Genomic DNA, 19,493 nt, shown 5'->3' with positions numbered 1-19,493 from the left:
GTATCTTTGCAACGTTATTAAAGAAAACAAGATGTAAAACCCGCTCTTCAAAACGTGGAGAGCAAAAAAAGATGAAGATTATGAAAAAGAATTCAAATGAAAAGATTATGATGTTGCAGTACCGTATCAAACGTTATCATGCAATGGGAAATGGAACCATGTGCCAAACCTTGAATGGCCAACTTCAAAAACTGCTTTCAAAGCAGACTGCCATGTAAAATACACTACCTTATTATATGAACAAAGCAGAGAATCATTTACCGGTTCTCTGCTTTTTTTATATGGTATTTTACAAAACACAATTCTCACTGATCATTTGTTTTACTGAAAAGTATTCTTACTTTTGCATCCAAACTAACGAAACTCTAAATAAAAAATGACAGACATCTCAGAATTTGAAACAATTTTCCGATGCCATTATCGTCCACTCACCATGTATGCTTTGCGTTATACGGAAAACATAGATGACGCAGAAGATATTGTACAACAATCATTTATAGATATATGGGAAAGATTGTCCGGCGGAATGGCTATTGATAATTTGAAAGCTTATTTGTATACAGTAGTTCGAAATGGCAGTCTGACCCGTGTTATCCATTCCCCTCAGAAAAGTACGATTCAAGAAAACGAAATGGAAGATATCAGCGAAGAAGAACGAATCATCCGTTCAGAACGGGATGCACAATTATGGACAGCCATTGACAGACTGCCTAAAGCTCGAAAACGTATTTTCTTGCTATCAAAACGTGACGGACTCACTTATAAAGAAATAGCCGATGAGTTGGGAATATCGATCAAAACCGTCGAACACCAGATCAGTAAGGCCATTAAAACCTTACGAAATACAGCAATCAAAGTTTATTTTTTCTTTTTCTCATAAAAAAACAAAGGAAATGATGGGGGGATTTTCCTAAAAACATGTCTTACTAATAAAAGACAAACTTTCAAAACATGGAAAAGAATCCTAAATACCCCACACCGGAAGAAGAGAGTATCCGGTTCATAAGTCGTTTCTACAGTGAAGGAAAGGCCGACACTTCAGCAGCATGGAAAAAGATTACCAGAGCCATCCACAAACAACCTTCCTCCAAACGCCGTATCCCGATATACCGCATCGGTATAGCAGCGGCTATCCTTACCGGAATTATTGCAGGGATAGGTTACCACCGGATGAAAACACAGGCAGACTGGATCATAATTGCTGCACAAGCTGAAAAGCAGGAAATCGTTTTACCGGATCATAGCGCCATAACTCTATCTCCGGGAAGTTCCATCCGATACGACCGTTTGTCTTTCGGTAAAAAGGAACGATATATAGAATTAGCCGGAAAAGCATTTTTTAATGTGAATCACCTCAAAAATGTCCCTTTTCATATCAATACCCCCTTAGCTGATATACAAGTATTAGGAACACAATTCCAAGTGGTTTCCACTAAAGACAGCACAGTGACATGGATTGTTTCCGGGAAAGTCCGCTTCAGCACTTCAAGGCAGTGTACAGACCTTACACAGAATATGCGGGCCATAGTAAACCGGGAAAACGGACAAATTCAAGTCTCCGCAAAAGATCATCTGAACGAACTGGCCTGGAAAACCCACCGACTCGTTTATCAAAACACCCCGTTGCGAGAAGTAGTGGCAGATTTGGAAAAACTCTATCAAATAAAACTAAAAAATATACCTCCACAAAATCTGAAACTAACGGCAACTTTCGACACAATGGAGATTTCAGACATACTTTATATTATCAACCAAACACTCGACACGAACCTAACTATCACCATACAACAATGAAAGAATCTGTTATCTGTTTCAAATTTCTGTTGATCGTGCTGCTGAGCCTCTTGCCTACGGCAAAGGTGAAAGCAGCACCATCCGGCGAACCGCTCATCAGTCTGGAAGTTGCCAACGCCAGCCTGCAAAAGTTGTTACCCTTGTTGGAAGAGCAGGCCGGGGTTACTTTCACTTATGAATCTTCCCTGCTAAAAAATATGCCACAAATTAATATTTCTTTTTACCGGACTCCATTTTCCGAATGTATGCGTAAACTGTGTGTGCTTCTGTCTATCAGCTACAAGCAAGAAGGACATTTTATCATTCTGAAACGGACAAACATACATGAAGTTGCTACCAACGGATTACAATTCGACAGTATTCAGCATCTGCAAGAGGTCGTTATCAGTGCAACGTCTTTGCAAAAAAACTTATTGCTAAACCCACAAATGGGACAAGCCCGATTCGGCTATGAAAATATTAAAAGTACCCCTGTTCTTTTCGGAGAGGCCGATATTATAAAGATAATACAAACACAGCCGGGAGTATCGCCCGGAATAGCCGGATTTGCCGATATGTATGTACGAGGCGGCAATAACGACGAAAATCTCTATCTATTAGAAGGAAATCCACTCTATCAAGTGAACCATGCGGCAGGACTCTTCTCCGGATTCAATGTCGAAGCGATAGAAAGTACAGATTTCTATAAGTCAGCCTTTCCTGCACGCTACGGAGGCAGACTTTCCAGCGTAGTCGACATCCGGACTAAAGACGGAAATTTAAGAGAACACCACGGTAACATCATGTTGGGACTCACCTCTGGCAGCTTCAATCTGGAAGGTCCCCTTATTAAAGATAAAACTTCTTTCAATTTAAATCTACGACGCACCTGGTTTGATATACTATCGGCTCCGGCATTGGCAATCATGAATGCAACCAAACAGGACGGAGCAGATAAAACCATAGCCCGCTATGCCTTTACTGATCTCAACTTAAAACTCACACACCATTTCAACTCTCACAGCCACGCCTTTGCCGGTATTTATTTTGGTCGTGATTATCTCAAAGGAGGAAGTAAAAGTACAGACGAAAATGACAAAGAAGAAGATATCAGCCGATTACGCTGGGGAAATGTCATGGGATTTGCCGGATGGTCACATTCATTCAATTCCAGATTTTACAGCAACATCAACGTTGCCTACACCCATTACGCCTCCAAACTTCAAAGAAATCTTAAGGAACAGAATGACGAAAAACAAACCTATTACCAAACATCCAGCCTAAATGGAATAGATGATATCAGTCTACGAACCGATTTTAATTATCTACCGACAACCAACCAGCACATCCGCTTCGGGAGCCAGTATATCTATCACCGTTTCCGACCAGAATATAGCTCCGTCCGATCCTCTTCCGATGCAACCCTCAACAGAGACAATCGGAATCAGCAACTCCATGCACACGAATTAGGAATTTATGCCGAAGACGAATGGAAACTCAACAATGCAATCCGTTTAAACACCGGTCTGCGTTTCAGCCTATACAAAATAAACAATAAAACATACACCAATTTAGAGCCACGCATAAGTACCGCATTCCATGTTGCCCCCCAATGGAGCATAAAAGCATCATATGCCAGAATGAATCAATATGTACATCAGATCAGCGAAAGTTACATCAATTTACCTACGGATACATGGATGCCCGTAAATAATAAATTCAAACCCTTGTGTAGCGACCAACTTTCCGCAGGAGTTTATTACACTCCAAATAAGAATTATGCTTTTTCTGCCGAAGGATATTATAAATGGTTGAACCATATTTTAGACTATAAAGACGGTTACAACTACCTGTCTTCCTTTGCCGAATGGGAAAACAAATTCACTGCCGGTAAAGGTAACACGTATGGTATAGAACTTTTTGCCCGAAAAGAAACGGGGAAAATAACCGGCTACATCGGTTACGCTCTAAGCTGGAATAACCGCCAATTCGACGAAATCAACCATGGAAAATCTTTTCCGGCCAAATTTGACAATCGCCATAAATTAAACATTGTAGCCAACTGGCAAATAAACAAAAAGGTCGAACTGAACGCATCGTGGACCTATATGACGGGAAATAGAGTGACCGTATCTTTTGAAAATCAGCAAATTCTGGGACAGGTACAAAGCCCACAAACCGGGAATATCTACCCGGGACAGCCACTGCTCCCTCACTTCCATCCGGATGAAGGAGTCGGATATTACACCACCCGAAATAATTTTCGTCTGCCGGCCTACCACCGTCTGGATTTAGGTATCAACATTTATCGTTCACTAAAGAAAGGTAGAACCGGCATATGGAACATCAGTATCTATAATGCTTATTGTTATATGGCGCCTGTAGGTATATACAAAAGATTCTGGACCCAGAATCCAATGGGATCGGGTTACTACCCGGAAAATAAATCAGATTGCTATTTTGAAACTCTCCGGCTTATACCAATAATACCATCCGTATCGTACACTTATAAATTTTAACATTATCATGAAACAGAAATATTATACATTTATTCTTTTACTTCTCAGTTTGTCATTAAGCAGTTGCTACAAAGAAATAGACTTGGATAAATACCGTACACAACCCAAAATAGTCATAAACTGTGCCATTTCACCGGATAATGTCATCATGGCCAGTGTCACACGCACCTGGTTCTATCCCGAAAGTACCCCTTACGTTAAACTTCCTCATGCCAAAGTAGATTTATACATCAACGACGAATATGTCGAACAAATGAAATGGGAACAATACAACAAAAATGACCATTCAAGCGCCTCTCCCGATTCAGTTTTCACATCGCACATCACTCCAAAAGAACAGGACAAGGTAAAAATTGTAGTTTCCGCCAAAGGCTATGAAACCGCTGTTGCCGAAGAGACAGTTCCCCGTCATGTTCCCATCCTAAAAACCGGTTATCATAATATCACCAAACGTCCTAATACGGATGTTACATATATCGATCCTGACGGCAACCTCATAGAACAATTTATTTATGAAATAGAATACGAAATCACTTTTCAAGACAAAAATGAGACATCCGACTTTTATGCGTTGACTACTTCAAGAACAAAAACATATTCCTGGGGAGAGGATTTCTATCAAAACGAACTGCAAACAACAGATCCGGTTTTATCCGAGAATATAAATATCTTGGACGGTGCTATGGGATTTGATGGTTTGGATAATCATTCTTTCCTATTCACAGACAAACAAATATCCGGGCAAACATATACACTCAAATTTAAAGAGACTTGTAAAGAAAATCCCGACGGCAGTACAATCTCAATCTATCTTTACAGCCTGTCTCAATCTTATTACCAATACATCCTGTCAATACAGAAAATATCAGGAAGTACTCTGGAGGGAGCATTGGGAAATCTTGGCTTCGGAGAACCTATCCGTGTATACAGCAATATAGAAGGGGGAAGCGGCATTTTAGGTGCCTGCAATATATCTGTTCAAAAAACAACTATCCACTACAAAGAGCCATAGACTTTGACCGATCACTCCCAATCACTGAACTCAAAACTCAGTTGTTCCCAAGCACCATGCTCCTCTGCTTCTTCCTTCGGATTGGAAACAGAAAGCCCAATCAGACGGATCGGATGATGTTCGTAGTCCACCTCTTTCAACAGTTGTTTGGCCAAAGGAAGTATTTTATCCAAAACCGTTAATTCCTGTGCTTGAGTGATGCTACGTGTAATCTGACTAAAATCATGAAATTTGATCTTTAATGTCAGTGTATTCCCTTTAAAATCTTTCCGGTTCAAACGTTCGACCAACTCTACCGCCACATGATACAATTCTATAATAACAGAGGAATGCAAAGAGATATCTTTTTCCAAAGTTCGTTCACAACCGATCGATTTACGTATACGGACAGCTTCTACCGGACGCAAATCCACACCGCGGGCAAAATCATAATACAATGCCCCCACTTTGCCAAACTGCCGTACCAACATATCCAATGAGCACATACGCAGTTGCAATCCGTTATGAATCCCCAATGTATGCATTTTTTTTGCCGTTACCGGTCCTACTCCCCAAAATGATTCGATAGGCAAAGCACCGATAAAGTTCATAGCCTGATCCGGATGGATGGTACAAAGCCCGTCGGGCTTACGATAGTCCGAAGCTATTTTAGCCAGGAATTTATTATAGGATACACCTGCAGAGGCTACCAGATTCAGTTCGCCACGAATACGTTTTTTGATCTCTTTCGCTATATCCACAGCCAAAAAGATACCTGCCTTGTTCTCTGTAACGTCCAGAAAAGCCTCATCCAAAGAGAGCGGTTCGATGATATCCGTATACTCGTGAAATATTTCATGTATCCGGCGTGATACGGATTTATATACCTCCATTCGTCCGGGAACAAAAATCAAATGAGGACACAAACGCTTCGCCTTTTGCGACGACATAGCCGAACGTACTCCATACCGGCGCGCCTCATAACTGGCTGCGGCAACTACTCCCCGCTCTTCAGCATGTCCTACAGCAAGAGGTTTACCACGTAATTCCGGATTGTCCCGTTGCTCTACAGAAGCATAAAATGCATCCATATCAATATGTATGATCTTTCGTTCCATGATCTTGATTCAAGAGTCAAATATAAGGAAATGCAGGTATACACGACAAGCATTTATTCACAAATTTCGATAATAGAAACAAAAAAATCCGCATGCCGGTCATGCGGATTTCTTTCTCATTATCCTCCTTTCCTTACAAACTATTCACAAACTTCCTGGGAGATTCTCCATAATATTTCTTAAATACCTCCCGAAAATATTTCGGATCACTAAATCCGGTAAGCTCGGCTACTTCCGTCACCGTATACTTCTTGCTTATCAGTAAAACCAGTGCTCTGTTCAGCCTTACGGTACGAATATAATCGGCCGGTGCCTGATTGGTAACCAACTTTATTTTTGCATAAAAGCCGGAGCGGCTCATATTCATCTCCGCACTGAGCATATCGATATTAAAATCCGGATTAGAAAGATTCTCCTCAATCAATTTGCGTACCTTGCCAATAAAGTCCTGTTCGTCTCCCGGCAACGTATTTTCAATGTCCGGCCCTAACATGTCCTCAGCCCCCAATACCAGTTTGATGTATCTTTTCCTTATAATACCCCGGTTAAATATCAAGTTGTCTACTTCGGCCCGCAGACGGGAGATGTCAAGAGGCAACGTCAGACAGCAGTCGGCTATCCGATGACTGTCGTTCCCTATATTTACGGGGTCTTTCAACAATACAACGGGGATATGAGCGGTTTTTACATCCGATTTAACTTGCAGACAAAGCGCTTCTCCCGACAAATTCGTAAAGGTACTGGCCAGTAGAATAACATCCGGCTGTTCTTTAACTATTGTTTCACAAGCAGACTCCGCCTCGGATACGGCACAAATATTATACTCCCCTGATAAAACCTGTATCAGGAAAGAACGTAATTCTTCATTTTCTTCAACCAGCAGAATGGTATTTTTTTCTTTCAACTTCTTTTGGGAAAAATTTTCCGAAGTTAAAGCACGCTTTATAGAAGAGAATGTACCGTCTTTTTCATGGTTCTTATCGACAGGCTGTGACCGAAACAACGAAGTTCCCGGCAGTAGTTCCGGCAACTTTGAGAAAGACTTAAGAATGATAGGAAAAATCAAAATGACAGAGATACATCCATTTTTCTTTGAAGAAAAGACAACTTTTCCTTTATGTAATTGTATTAATCTCCGGATTAACAACCAACTTGCTACACCTAATGAATTGGTACCGGTTCCTTTTTTGCTGAATAGAGTTTTTTTTTAACACAGCCACCATCAGAAAATTCCAGTTTCATCTCCCAACTTCGGGAAGTATAGGCAGTGGTCAATTCAATTTCTTCCCCATCGTCCACATTATCCACGATTATTTCCAACATTCCTCTTATGATAGCCGTCATTTTCTCTTTATCAATCCAGACGCGCAGAAAACCGGGAGTACCATCCCAATGCAATTCTACGTTTTTCTGTTCTATTACCGGAGTTAACTGTTCTATGGTTTCATTCAAAAACATAGTCAGCTCCGTTTCCAGTAAGAAAAGTTTCTTAGGATGCGATGAAATACGCCCTATGGTAACTAAGTTAGTAAACATATAATCTATTCCCTTCACTTGCTGCAAGATGTCTTTAAATGTGTCAGAAGAATACTTTTGATATAAATTCTCCAACGGGCTCTTTATCAATGTCAAAGGCATACATATATCTTTGGCGGCATTGATAAAAACCTTTATAGTCTCGTGTGACAGATTCCTGTCTCTCCAAATCAATATGAACCGTACTGACAATATTCCAAGCAATACGACAACAATACCGTAAAATAAAAAAGCCCCTTTTGTTTGCCACAAAGGAGGATGTATGATTATTTGCATGTTTCTTTGTGCAATAGGATTACCATTTCTTACAGACAGGGCACGTACGGATACAAGATGTTTTCCCGAACTAAGATTTGAAAAATGAATAAGGTTCTTTGAAGTAGGCGTAGTCCATGCCTGGTTATTCAATTTCCATGAATACACAATACCCTCCGGTGCATCATAATTGATAGAAGTGGCAGTGAAAGAAAAAGTGTTCTGATTATGATTCAATTTCAGAATTCCAGTATAATTGATAGATAACTGTAAAGGAGACTTCTCTGAGGAAACCGTTACAGGCTGATGGAATACACTGAAATTATCCAGATATATGCACGGATGATTCCTATACAAAGTTTGAAGCGTATGTTTACCAAATCGGAATACCCCGTCGGACGTGCCCAACATAAAAGTTCCGTCGTCCAATAAAACACCGGAAGTCAGATAACCGTTCACACTGGATGAAAGCCAATGAAACTGTTTGGTATCCGGAATAAAGCTATAAAGAATTTTATCCGTACCGACCAACAACTTTTCCTTATCCGGCAAAATGAAAGAAATATTACGAATATCCCCGGATGTCTGTAATTTCGCTTCTTTTTGTCCCGGTGTTACTACAAACATCCCATACCCCCGGGTACCAATATACAAACCACTTTTCTCCTCATACAAAGCACATACAGGAACCCTGTGATATCCGGAAAATCCGATCGGCTTCAATGTGGTATCTTTCACATTAAAAAGCGATAATCCGGCATCCGTACCAACCCATATGTTGTCAGCATCCTTCCGAAGCAAAACATTGACAAAAGGAATATCGGCATACCTACTTCCGGTTTTCATCTTATCCTTGCTAATGATAAACAGTCCATGCATATAATTGCCCGCACAAATCTTTCCCGGAGATATTTCACAAAGAGAAGTATATTGCTTACAAGATAAATCGGAAGCCACATGTCTCCATTTTCCCGTTCGCGAAAAATAACAGGAAATACCATTATCCGTAGCAAACCAGATATCTCCTTCCGAATCTTTCAACAATGCATTTACCCGATCGTTGATAAGTGACTGTTCATCTCCCGACACATGTTTATACCATCCATGTTCCTCCAAATCGAGACCATCTACCATACTGACCCCGTCCGGAAAATCAGCTACCCATATACGTTGATGCTCATCCACAAATAAATCGGAAATCCGGTTGCTGCGAATCGATCCCCCTTTCTCAGAATCAGCATTCAGAAAGGAGGAAATCTGATAATTATCCATATTCAGACAATAGACACCAATTCCTTCGGTAGCAATCAGCACTTTTCCATCCCTATACTTTTTCAAGGAGGAGACCCGGTGTCCTTTCCAATCGCTTCGCGCATGCAACAACTGTTTCGTAGAACAATCATATACCTCCATTCCAGCCAAACGGTCGGCAAGAACAAGACGATGAACTTCCGGAACATAAAGCATCTTATAAACCTGCGTACATTTACTGAACAAATCAGAAGAGACATCGATCGGAGTATCACCGGAAGAGACAAAAGAATAAACTCCTGTTTCGGAAGCTAAATAATATTTCCCGTCTCCCACAGATAGTAATCCGGAAATATTTCCAAAAACATGCTGTATCCGATGTAACTTTCCTGTCGGCAAATGAAAAATGTATAGCTCCTTATTACTACCTAACCACGCATTATCTCCATCATCCATACAAAGGAAAGAGAAAGTCCCCCTAACTTTCTCTTTTAAATCAATGTACTTTTCAAACCGATCGCAGAGACGATTGTATAACCATATATTCCCATCTTCGCTAAACAGCCACAATTCATTCTTACTATCCGTACATAAATTATAAGAGTACAGACACGAGCGAACAGAATCATTACCCCAATTTAAATCATACCGCTTCAGGTGTGTACCGTCATAGCGGTTTATTCCATCGTAAGTCAAAAACCACATATATCCGCACAGATCTTTCTGTATTTTGAGAACAGACCGGTTATCCGTTTCGGTACCTCCCGAAACATGCTTACAGATGGCTGCATGACACAATATGCCTTGTATCATCATAATGATGAATAAAATATATCTCATTGTTTGTATAATTTTAAAATAAGAAAGTCACTTGTAAGAATACCACACAGAAAGAATGAGGGGGGAAAAACAGCCCTATCCATACACAATGGGTAGGTGATCTGATTCTTTGTGTCTCCGTCATACGCGCTAACATACAATCATACATGGTATAGGAAAACAATCAAAGAAGCCAATTGAATCATCATACACTAATTATTAATCAACTCATAAATACAAAATACGAATTTAGCGATTACATATTATCAACAGACTTATAGACTAACGAATTTAGCTTTTGAATTGTTTAGCAGAATAGCAAAGATGAACAAAAAAGAAGCTACAACATTCACACCACCGACAAAAACAATAAAAGCCACTTCCAATATTATATTGAAGTGGCTTTTATTATCTCCGGTGGACCTGGAGGGAATCGAACCCTCGTCCAAACGAGGAAATCATAAGCTTTCTACATGCTTATCTTTGCCTAATTTTTCGTGTAACGGCAGAACCAAAGCCATCAACCATTACCTTATCCTCTTAATTTTCACCAAAAGTGCGAGGCCACTTTAGGCTATCCCCGATGTAACTGCACCACTGGATCGGAATGCTTCGGAGCAACAGCTTCCGAGTGATGTCTCGTCCTGGCACCTTGTGCCTGGATTAAGCTAATCTACTATGATTCGATTAAGCAGCAAGAGCGTAATTAGTTTCGCCAGATAAAATTTTGAGGACTGAGATTTAAGTGCCAATCAACGACGCACTGCATGCTTACTCACCATTTCTGCCCGCTGTCAAATCCAGTCAAGCCCAAATTATGATTTTGCAAAGATAAAACTTCTTTTGCTATGTTGTGCAATGTATTCACAAATATTATCAATAGCAGGAATAATAAGACAATATGCAAATAGGTTAATGTGCCAATTGCCATATGACATATCAGCACAACCTATCGGCACATTATTAAATTAAAAAGTCAGTGGAAAAAGGGGAAATATTCTCAAAGAGAACTATCTTTGTGGCATTATTTTTATTCTTTGACGCAGTACTTTATTGGATGCATAATGTATTGTAAAAAAGCTAAAGCTCAACAATAGAATAAGTTGTCAAATTCAATAATCATGAAAAAGAAATCGACCATTTCAATTCTTACATTACTATGCCTTTTTGTTCTGACAGGCTGCGTATCTAATAAAAAAACTTCTTTAGAAGCATTCAAACAGGATGTATATACGCCTGAATATGCCACCGGATTCAAGATACTGGGTGCAGATAACAGTGCCAGTACTCTGATACAAATCTCTAATCCGTGGCAAGGTGCCAAGAATGTAGAAATGTCCTATTTCATTTCGCGCAATGGCGAACAGGCCCCAACCGGATTTACCGGCCCGGTGATTCGTGCCGGCGCCAAACGTATTGTGTGTATGTCTTCTTCCTACATTGCCATGCTCGATGCCATAGGACAGACAGACCGGATTGTGGGAGTATCAGGCATCGACTATGTATCGAATCCCTATGTCCTTGCACATAAAGAATCGATCAGGGATATGGGTGCTGAAATGAATTACGAACTATTAATCGGACTGAAACCGGACGTCGTTTTGCTTTACGGCATCGGAGATGCCCAAACTTCGGTAACGGACAAAATGAGGGAACTTTCGATTCCTTACATGTATGTAGGAGAATATCTGGAAGAATCGCCACTGGGCAAAGCCGAATGGTTAATCGCACTATCCGAACTCACAGACAGCCGGGAAAAAGGGATCGAAGTATTCCGTGAAATTCCGAGACGCTATCAAGCGCTGAAAACTCTCACAGAATCTGTTGAACAACGTCCTACGGTCATGTTCAATACCCCGTGGAACGACAGTTGGGTAATGCCTTCAACTCAAAGTTATATGGCGCAATTGGTTGCCGATGCAGGAGCAGACTACATTTATAAAGAGAATGTTTCTAACAGCTCGACACCTATCGGACTGGAAACAGCCTACGGACTGATACAGAAAGCAGACTACTGGATCAACGTCGGTGTTGCCTCCACGCTGGATGAACTGAAAGCGGTCAACCCTAAATTCGCAGATGCAAAAGCCGTACGTGAAAAAACAGTCTATAACAACAATCTGCGACTGACTCCCACAGGAGGAAACGATTATTGGGAATCGGCTGTCGTACGTCCCGATGTAGTTTTACGCGATCTGATCCATATCTTCCATCCCGAACTTGTAACCGATTCACTCTATTACTACCGACACCTGGAATGAGACAAACCCGTAAACGCAATGTTCTTTTATTTACCACATTAGGAATTGTTGCCGTACTGTTACTACTGACAGATATGGCAACAGGAGATACTTATATTCCTATCTCTAAAATAGGGGCGGTACTGACCGGAGGTGAATGCGATGAAATGACACGCAACATTCTCCTCTCTATCCGGTTTATACGGGTAGTAGTGGCGGCACTGATAGGTATTTCCCTATCCGTTAGCGGTTTGCAGATGCAGACCGTTTTCCAGAACCCACTGGCCGATCCCTATCTGTTAGGAGTCAGTTCCGGGGCAGGATTGGGAGTAGCCCTGTTCATATTAGGAGCTCCATTATTGGGATGGTCGGAATTTCCATTACTTCAATCGATGGGAATCGTAGGCTCCGGATGGATAGGAACTGCCGTTATCTTACTGGGAGTGGCCATCATCAGTCGGAAAGTAAAAAACATTCTCGGTGTCCTCATTATGGGAGTAATGATCGGCTATGTAGCAGGTGCCATTATTCAGATTCTGCAATATCTGAGTTCCGCCGAACAACTCAAGATGTTCACATTGTGGTCGATGGGATCACTCAGCCATATCACAACGACTCAGTTAGGAATCATGATCCCTATCGTATGTATCGGTCTGCTGATTTCCATCTCCTGCATCAAATCACTGAACTTATTATTGCTCGGAGAGAATTATGCGCGTACAATGGGAATGAATATCAAACGTTCGCGTACCCTTATCTTTGTATCCACCGCACTACTGACAGGAACCGTCACCGCTTTTTGCGGACCGGTAGGTTTCATCGGGCTGGCAGTGCCACACATCACCCGATTGATATTCAATAATGCCGATCACCGGATACTCATTCCCGGCACAATGTTAACAGGATTAATCGGTATGTTGCTTTGCGATATTATTGCTAAAAAATTTCTATTACCGGTCAATTGTATCACCGCTTTATTGGGAGTTCCGGTTATTTTATGGGTAATCGCTAAAAATCTGCGTATAATCAAATGATTCAACTCAAAGAATTGACATTAGGATACGGGCAACGAATCTTGTTGGATAAAGTTTCTGCCCGGATAACAGGGGGGCAACTCGTTGCGCTGTTAGGACGTAACGGAACAGGAAAAAGTACCCTGCTCCGTGCTATAATGGGACTGGAAAAACCGCAAACCGGAGAAATCGTGCTACAAGGAAAGAATATCGCTTCACTGAAACCGGAAAAGCTGGCCCGGAATATCAGCTTTGTAACAACTGATAAAGTACGCATCGCCAATCTGCGTTGCGAAGATGTCGTTGCATTGGGACGCGCTCCCTACACCAACTGGATCGGGCAATTACAACCGGCAGACCAGGAGCGCGTAGACAAAGCCATGCAACTGGTAGGCATGTCCGGATATGCCGATAAAACAATGGATAAGATGTCCGATGGTGAATGCCAGCGTATCATGATCGCACGTGCGTTGGCACAGGACACTCCTGTCGTCCTCCTTGATGAACCGACTGCTTTTTTGGATCTGCCCAACCGCTACGAACTTTGCCTGTTGCTTAAAAAGTTGGCACAAGAAGAGGGAAAATGTATTCTCTTCTCCACGCACGACTTGGACATTGCTCTGTCTCTCTGCGACTTTATCATGCTGATAGATAATCCGCAACTATATAGCCTGCCTACCCCGGAAATGGTGACCAGCGGGCATATAGAAAGGCTTTTCCGAAACAAATCCGTCACATTCGATGCACGGGAGATGAGAGTCCGAATCAAATAAGTACAAGTAATCATACGGTAAATCATACTGAGACGAAGCTCACTTTCAGACCTCTTGGATATTTTCACTCCCGTTTATGGACAATTTTATCCATCTTTTCTCACAAAGATGCATTATCTTTGACACTCAGAACATAATTAATAAAAAGATACCATGAAAAGACTAATCATCGCAACCCTTTTATTAGGAAGTATCTCGCCGCTACCGGCACAAAAATCAATGAAAATACCGGCCGTATACAAACCTGTGAAAACCGAAATGTATAAAAAAGGCTGGATCGATTTTAATAAAAACGGAATAAAAGACATATACGAAGATCCGACTGCCCCGATAGATGCACGCATCGAGGACCTGTTCAGTCAGATGAATCTGAACGAAAAGACCTGCCAGATGGTGACTCTTTACGGATATAAGCGGGTATTGAAAGACGATCTGCCTACTCCCGAATGGAAGCAGATGTTGTGGAAAGACGGCATGGGTGCCATCGACGAACATCTGAATGGTTTTCAACAATGGGGGTTGCCGCCATCGGACAATGAATATGTATGGCCTGCTTCCCGTCACGCCTGGGCACTGAATGAAGTACAACGCTTTTTTGTAGAAGAAACCCGTCTGGGAATACCGGTGGATTTCACCAACGAAGGTATCCGGGGAGTGGAAAGCTACAAAGCAACCAATTTCCCGACACAACTCGGTTTGGGACATACCTGGAACCGTAAGTTGATTCATCAGATAGGACTCATCACCGGCCGTGAAGCCCGCATGTTGGGATACACCAACGTATATGCTCCCATCTTGGATGTAGGGCGTGACCAGCGTTGGGGACGTTATGAAGAAGTATATGGCGAATCACCTTATCTTGTTGCCGAATTAGGCATCGAAATGGTTCGGGGCATGCAACACAACCATCAAGTTGCCGCTACGGGAAAACATTTCATCGCTTACAGCAACAACAAGGGTGCCCGTGAAGGGATGGCGCGTGTAGATCCGCAAATGTCACCCCGCGAAGTAGAAATGATTCATGTATATCCCTTCAAACGGGTGATACAGGAAGCAGGATTGTTAGGAGTGATGAGTTCGTACAACGACTATGACGGGTTCCCGATACAAAGCAGTTATTATTGGCTGACAACACGCCTGCGCGGTCAAATGGGCTTTCGCGGATATGTAGTTTCCGACAGTGATGCCGTAGAATATCTCTACACCAAACACGGCACAGCCAAAGATATGAAAGAAGCCGTGCGTCAAAGTGTGGAAGCCGGACTGAATGTACGCTGTACTTTCCGCTCACCGGACTCTTATGTACTGCCACTACGCGAACTTGTACAGGAAGGCGGATTAAGCGAAGAAGTCATCAACGACCGTGTACGCGACATCCTGCGTGTGAAGTTCCTTGTCGGATTGTTCGACGCTCCTTATCAGACGGACTTGAAAGGAGCAGATGACGAAGTAGAAAAAGAAGAGAATGAAGCGGTAGCTTTACAGGCCTCCCGCGAATCGATTGTCTTGTTGAAAAATGAAAATAACACCCTTCCATTGGATATAACTTCTGTGAAGAAGATTGCAGTTTGCGGTCCGAATGCAGCAGAGAAAGCATATGCACTAACCCATTACGGCCCATTGGCAGTAGAGGTTACTACGGTAGTAGACGGACTTCGCGAAAAGCTGAACGGAAAAGCGGAAGTGCTCTATACCAAAGGTTGTGATCTGGTAGATGCCCACTGGCCGGAGTCGGAAATCATCGATTATCCACTAAGCAAGGATGAACAGTCGGAAATTGATAAAGCCGTGGCCCAAGCCCAAGAGGCAGATGTAGCCGTAGTAGTGCTGGGAGGAGGACAAAGAACTTGTGGAGAGAATAAATCGCGCAGCAGCCTCGACCTTCCGGGACGCCAGTTGGATCTGCTGAAAGCAGTACAAGCCACAGGAAAACCAGTGATATTGGTACTCATCAACGGCCGGCCGTTGTCTGTAAACTGGGCGGATAAATTTGTACCGGCCATTCTGGAAGCCTGGTATCCGGGATCTAAGGGAGGAACGGCGATTGCCGATGTACTGTTCGGTGATTACAATCCGGGAGGTAAACTCACGGTGACTTTCCCAAAGAGTGTAGGACAAATACCGTTTAATTTCCCTCATAAACCTTCTTCACAAATCGACGGTGGAAAAAATCCGGGAACCAAAGGAGATATGTCACGCGTCAACGGTGCTCTTTACCCTTTCGGATACGGTTTAAGCTATACCACATTCGAATATTCGGATATAAACATCTCTCCCAAAGTAATTACTCCCAATCAAAAGGTACAGGTACGCTGCAAAGTTACCAATACAGGCAAACGTGCAGGAGATGAAGTGGTTCAGCTTTATGTACGCGATCTTCTCAGCAGTGTCACAACATACGAAAAGAATCTCGAAGGCTTCGAACGCATTCATCTACAACCGGGTGAAACAAAAGAGGTATCCTTTACCCTCGACCGGAAAGCACTGGAACTTCTGAATGCGAAAAATGACTGGGTAGTAGAACCCGGAGATTTCAGTATCATGTTGGGAGCCTCCTCAGAAGATATCCGGCTAACCGGTACATTGACCGTAAAAGAGCACGGAAGCATCGACATGGAAAAAGCAAAAACAGACAATCCCGTCAGTGCCAGCACCAATATGGAGATGACCGGCAATACGCTTGATCATAATTTATCCACCTCTTGGGAGGGAAATAAAGGAGATTATATTACCTTTGCCTTAGAGAACGGAGCCAAAGTGGACGGACTTTCCATCGCTTTCAGCCGTGAAAACGGACTCCCGGCAGAATTCGAAATTCAACTTTCGGGTGGTGGAGGACAGTTCCTCACTGTGTATTCCGGAACAGTCAATGAATACAACAAACTGCTCCCGTTCCGCTTTAAAGGAACCACCGCCAGCGACCTGCGTATCGTATTGGGCAGTGACCGGGTAGGTATCTCCGAAGTGAAACTGGAACAATTGAAAAAGAAATAATTATGTTCAGTAAATTGATTATGGGAGTGTGTGCCGTCAGTATGCTGTCATCAGCCTGCACCACCCGGAATGCTTCACAGCAACGGGCAGAAAATGAATTGACTATGCTTGTGGGGACTTATACTTCGGGCAATAGCAAGGGAATCTATACTTTCCGTTTCAACCAGGAGACAGGGAGTGTGTCTCCACTCAGTGAAATAGAAGTGTCCAATCCGTCTTATCTTACCTTATCGGCAGATAACCGTTTCGTTTATGCTGTCAGCGAACAGAACGACAGTGCGGCAGCCGTCCATGCTTTTTCCTTCAATAAGAAGAACGGGACGCTCCAACTGCTGAACAGTCAAAAAACAAGAAGCGAGGATCCCTGTTATGTATCTACGGATGGCCGAAAAGTACTGACCGCCAATTATAGTGGCGGTACCATGTCCGTTTTTCCTATCCGGTATGACGGTTCTCTCGATCCTTCTGACACGTTGTTCCAAGGATCGGCCTCGGGACCGGATACCGACCGGCAAGGCACACCGCATATTCATTGCGCCATCTTCTCACCGGATAGTAACTACATTTTCGCTACAGATTTCAGTGCAGACCGTATCCTACGATATGCAGTACACTCCAAAGAGGAACTTCCACGCCCCCTATCCGAAGCTGTCGACATACAGCCCGGTTCGGGCCCCAGACATCTGATATTCAGCAAAAACGGGAAATACGCCTATCTAATCAATGAACTATCGGGCAAGGTAATTGCTTTTGCATATGCCGACGGAAGATTGAATGAAATCCAAACCATCACAGCCGATACCATTCAAGCCCGGGGCAGTGCAGACATTCATCTGAGCCCGGATGGTAAATATCTATATGTCAGCAACCGATTGAAAGAAGACGGTATCGCCATCTTTGAAGTCAATCCGGAAAAAGGGACATTAGCAAAAGTAGGTTATCAGCTAACGGGAAGTCATCCACGCAATTTTAATATCACTCCGAATGGGAAATACCTGTTGGTAGCTTGTCGGGACAGTAATGCCATACAGATATTCGAACGGGACATCGTAAGCGGTTTGCTGAAGAAGACGGGAGAAGAAATAAAAATGGACAAGCCGGTATGTATTCAGTTTGCTGGAGAATAGTAAAGAATGAATAGTTTTCTGTAAAATAGGATAAAACAGTTGTCAATACAGACTAAAAAGCTTATATTTGAAAAACCTCTTAAATCAACAAAAAAATAAAAGGTATGAATAATAAAAAGATTGGAAAAGAGACAGATGAGGAAGTTCTGATACAAACTGCTTTATCAAAATATGGCAGAAGAGCTTATGATACCTCTATTGCTGAAGGGCATTGTGTTTCTGTCCTTCGCGGAAACAGCATCCTTTTGGTAGATTCAAGTGGGATCAGAAAAAAAATAGCGACCGTTAAGCAAGCTAAGACTAAAATTACCCAACGGAAATTCAGTTTAAAAAAATAAAATGAAAAGGTTAAGAATATTTGCCGGTCCTAATGGTTCCGGCAAATCTACTATTATAAAAGTAGTAACTGATGCAGGAGTTCATCTTGGTTTGTATATAAATGCAGATGAATATAAAAAAGAACTGAATAAGACACATTGCTTTAACTTTTCCAATCTAAATATCATACCATCCGAACAGGATTTTCAAGACACATACCATAATTCATTATTATTCGATTCATCGGATGGAAAAAATATTTCCCGACTAATAATGTTCAACAAAGAGGGATTTGCATTACCTTCAGAATATATGGTAAATGATTATTTCACCTCCTTTCTTGCCGATTATGTGCGAAATAAGCTATTAGGTAATTGCAATAAGTTTACATTCGAAACAGTCATGTCCCATCCTTCTAAATTAGATTTTATTTGTAAAGCCCAAGAAATGAAATATAAGGTTTACTTATATTTCGTTTCATTAAGCGATCCTACCTTAAATCTAAATAGGGTACAACAACGAGTTCAACAAGGAGGCCATGACGTTCCACCAGAAAAAATAAAAGAAAGATATTATAGGACAATGGAACTTCTACTTGATGCCATCAAACTTGTAGATAAAGCTTATATATTCGACAATAGTTATTCCGAACCTAAGCTTTTTGCATCAATTGAAAATGATGAAATTAAGATTAGTGACAATATAGACTACATTCCTACTTGGTTTCAAGAATATGTACTGAATAAGCTATAAATCACCACTACTA

General features: G+C 41.9%; 15 protein-coding genes and 1 other RNA gene. 12 read left to right on the top strand and 4 right to left on the bottom strand.

Annotated features, from left to right (window positions below; translation table 11 throughout):
- The first annotated feature begins 80 nt into the window (after nt 1-80).
- From RB604_RS10000 to RB604_RS09980, 5 genes are all read left to right on the top strand, one after another.
- Nucleotides 81-218 (top strand): hypothetical protein, encoded by a 138-nt coding sequence (locus RB604_RS10000; protein WP_005924766.1) that lies wholly within the window; start codon nt 81-83, stop codon nt 216-218.
- 158 nt (nt 219-376) lie between these two features.
- On the top strand, nt 377-880 hold the full coding sequence (locus RB604_RS09995) for an RNA polymerase sigma-70 factor (RefSeq protein WP_005924768.1): 504 nt from the start codon (nt 377-379) through the stop codon (nt 878-880).
- 71 nt (nt 881-951) lie between these two features.
- Nucleotides 952-1,794 (top strand): FecR family protein, encoded by an 843-nt coding sequence (locus tag RB604_RS09990; RefSeq protein WP_021936518.1) that lies wholly within the window; start codon nt 952-954, stop codon nt 1,792-1,794.
- Complete coding sequence (locus RB604_RS09985; protein ID WP_007478452.1) at nt 1,791-4,292, top strand: TonB-dependent receptor domain-containing protein; 2,502 nt, start codon at nt 1,791-1,793, stop codon at nt 4,290-4,292. The genes RB604_RS09990 and RB604_RS09985 overlap by 4 nt, the downstream gene beginning before the upstream one ends.
- 7 nt (nt 4,293-4,299) lie before the next feature.
- The gene (locus tag RB604_RS09980; RefSeq protein ID WP_021936521.1) at nt 4,300-5,304 is read left to right on the top strand and encodes a DUF4249 domain-containing protein; all 1,005 of its coding nucleotides are present in this window, start codon (nt 4,300-4,302) and stop codon (nt 5,302-5,304) included.
- An 11-nt stretch (nt 5,305-5,315) separates the two neighbouring features.
- Here the strand turns inward: RB604_RS09980 and dinB are convergent, their stop codons facing one another.
- The 4 genes from dinB to ssrA all read right to left on the bottom strand — a co-directional run bounded on the left by dinB (nt 5,316) and on the right by ssrA (nt 11,074).
- Complete coding sequence (gene dinB, locus RB604_RS09975) at nt 5,316-6,404, bottom strand: DNA polymerase IV (RefSeq protein ID WP_025819683.1); 1,089 nt, start codon at nt 6,402-6,404, stop codon at nt 5,316-5,318.
- 130 nt (nt 6,405-6,534) lie between these two features.
- Nucleotides 6,535-7,431: a response regulator transcription factor gene (locus tag RB604_RS09970; protein WP_005924777.1), complete on the bottom strand. Its 897-nt coding sequence runs from the start codon at nt 7,429-7,431 to the stop codon at nt 6,535-6,537.
- Nucleotides 7,432-7,562: 131 nt separating this feature from the next.
- Nucleotides 7,563-10,283, bottom strand: coding sequence for a ligand-binding sensor domain-containing protein (locus tag RB604_RS09965; RefSeq protein WP_055295219.1), 2,721 nt, complete (start codon nt 10,281-10,283; stop codon nt 7,563-7,565).
- Nucleotides 10,284-10,677: 394 nt separating this feature from the next.
- Nucleotides 10,678-11,074: a transfer-messenger RNA gene (gene ssrA / locus RB604_RS09960) on the bottom strand.
- A 309-nt stretch (nt 11,075-11,383) separates the two neighbouring features.
- On the opposite strand from ssrA, the gene RB604_RS09955 reads away from it, so the two are divergent.
- From RB604_RS09955 to RB604_RS09925, 7 genes are all read left to right on the top strand, one after another.
- Entirely contained in the window at nt 11,384-12,523 is a 1,140-nt protein-coding gene (locus RB604_RS09955) for an ABC transporter substrate-binding protein (RefSeq protein ID WP_055295217.1), read from the top strand.
- Complete coding sequence (locus tag RB604_RS09950) at nt 12,520-13,536, top strand: FecCD family ABC transporter permease (protein WP_007478461.1); 1,017 nt, start codon at nt 12,520-12,522, stop codon at nt 13,534-13,536. Before RB604_RS09955 ends, RB604_RS09950 begins: the two co-directional genes overlap by 4 nt.
- A complete protein-coding gene (locus tag RB604_RS09945; RefSeq protein ID WP_005924789.1) occupies nt 13,533-14,288 on the top strand; it encodes an ABC transporter ATP-binding protein in 756 nt (251 codons plus the stop codon). Before RB604_RS09950 ends, RB604_RS09945 begins: the two co-directional genes overlap by 4 nt.
- Nucleotides 14,289-14,441: 153 nt before the next feature.
- The gene (locus RB604_RS09940; protein ID WP_055295214.1) at nt 14,442-17,282 is read left to right on the top strand and encodes a glycoside hydrolase family 3 C-terminal domain-containing protein; all 2,841 of its coding nucleotides are present in this window, start codon (nt 14,442-14,444) and stop codon (nt 17,280-17,282) included.
- 2 nt (nt 17,283-17,284) lie between these two features.
- Nucleotides 17,285-18,409 carry a lactonase family protein gene (locus tag RB604_RS09935; RefSeq protein ID WP_055295212.1) on the top strand — a complete coding sequence of 375 codons (1,125 nt, stop codon included), beginning with the start codon at nt 17,285-17,287 and terminating at the stop codon, nt 18,407-18,409.
- Nucleotides 18,410-18,513: 104 nt separating this feature from the next.
- Nucleotides 18,514-18,747 (top strand): hypothetical protein, encoded by a 234-nt coding sequence (locus tag RB604_RS09930; RefSeq protein ID WP_007478466.1) that lies wholly within the window; start codon nt 18,514-18,516, stop codon nt 18,745-18,747.
- Nucleotide 18,748: 1 nt separating this feature from the next.
- Nucleotides 18,749-19,480, top strand: a complete 732-nt coding sequence (locus RB604_RS09925; protein WP_007478467.1) for an ATPase — start codon at nt 18,749-18,751, stop codon at nt 19,478-19,480.
- The last annotated feature ends 13 nt before the right edge of the window (nt 19,481-19,493 follow it).

This window comes from Bacteroides salyersiae (assembly GCF_031172035.1).
GTDB lineage: Bacteria > Bacteroidota > Bacteroidia > Bacteroidales > Bacteroidaceae > Bacteroides > Bacteroides salyersiae.
Note: the sequence above shows the minus strand (reverse complement) of the source record. Positions and strands in the feature narration are given on the sequence as shown.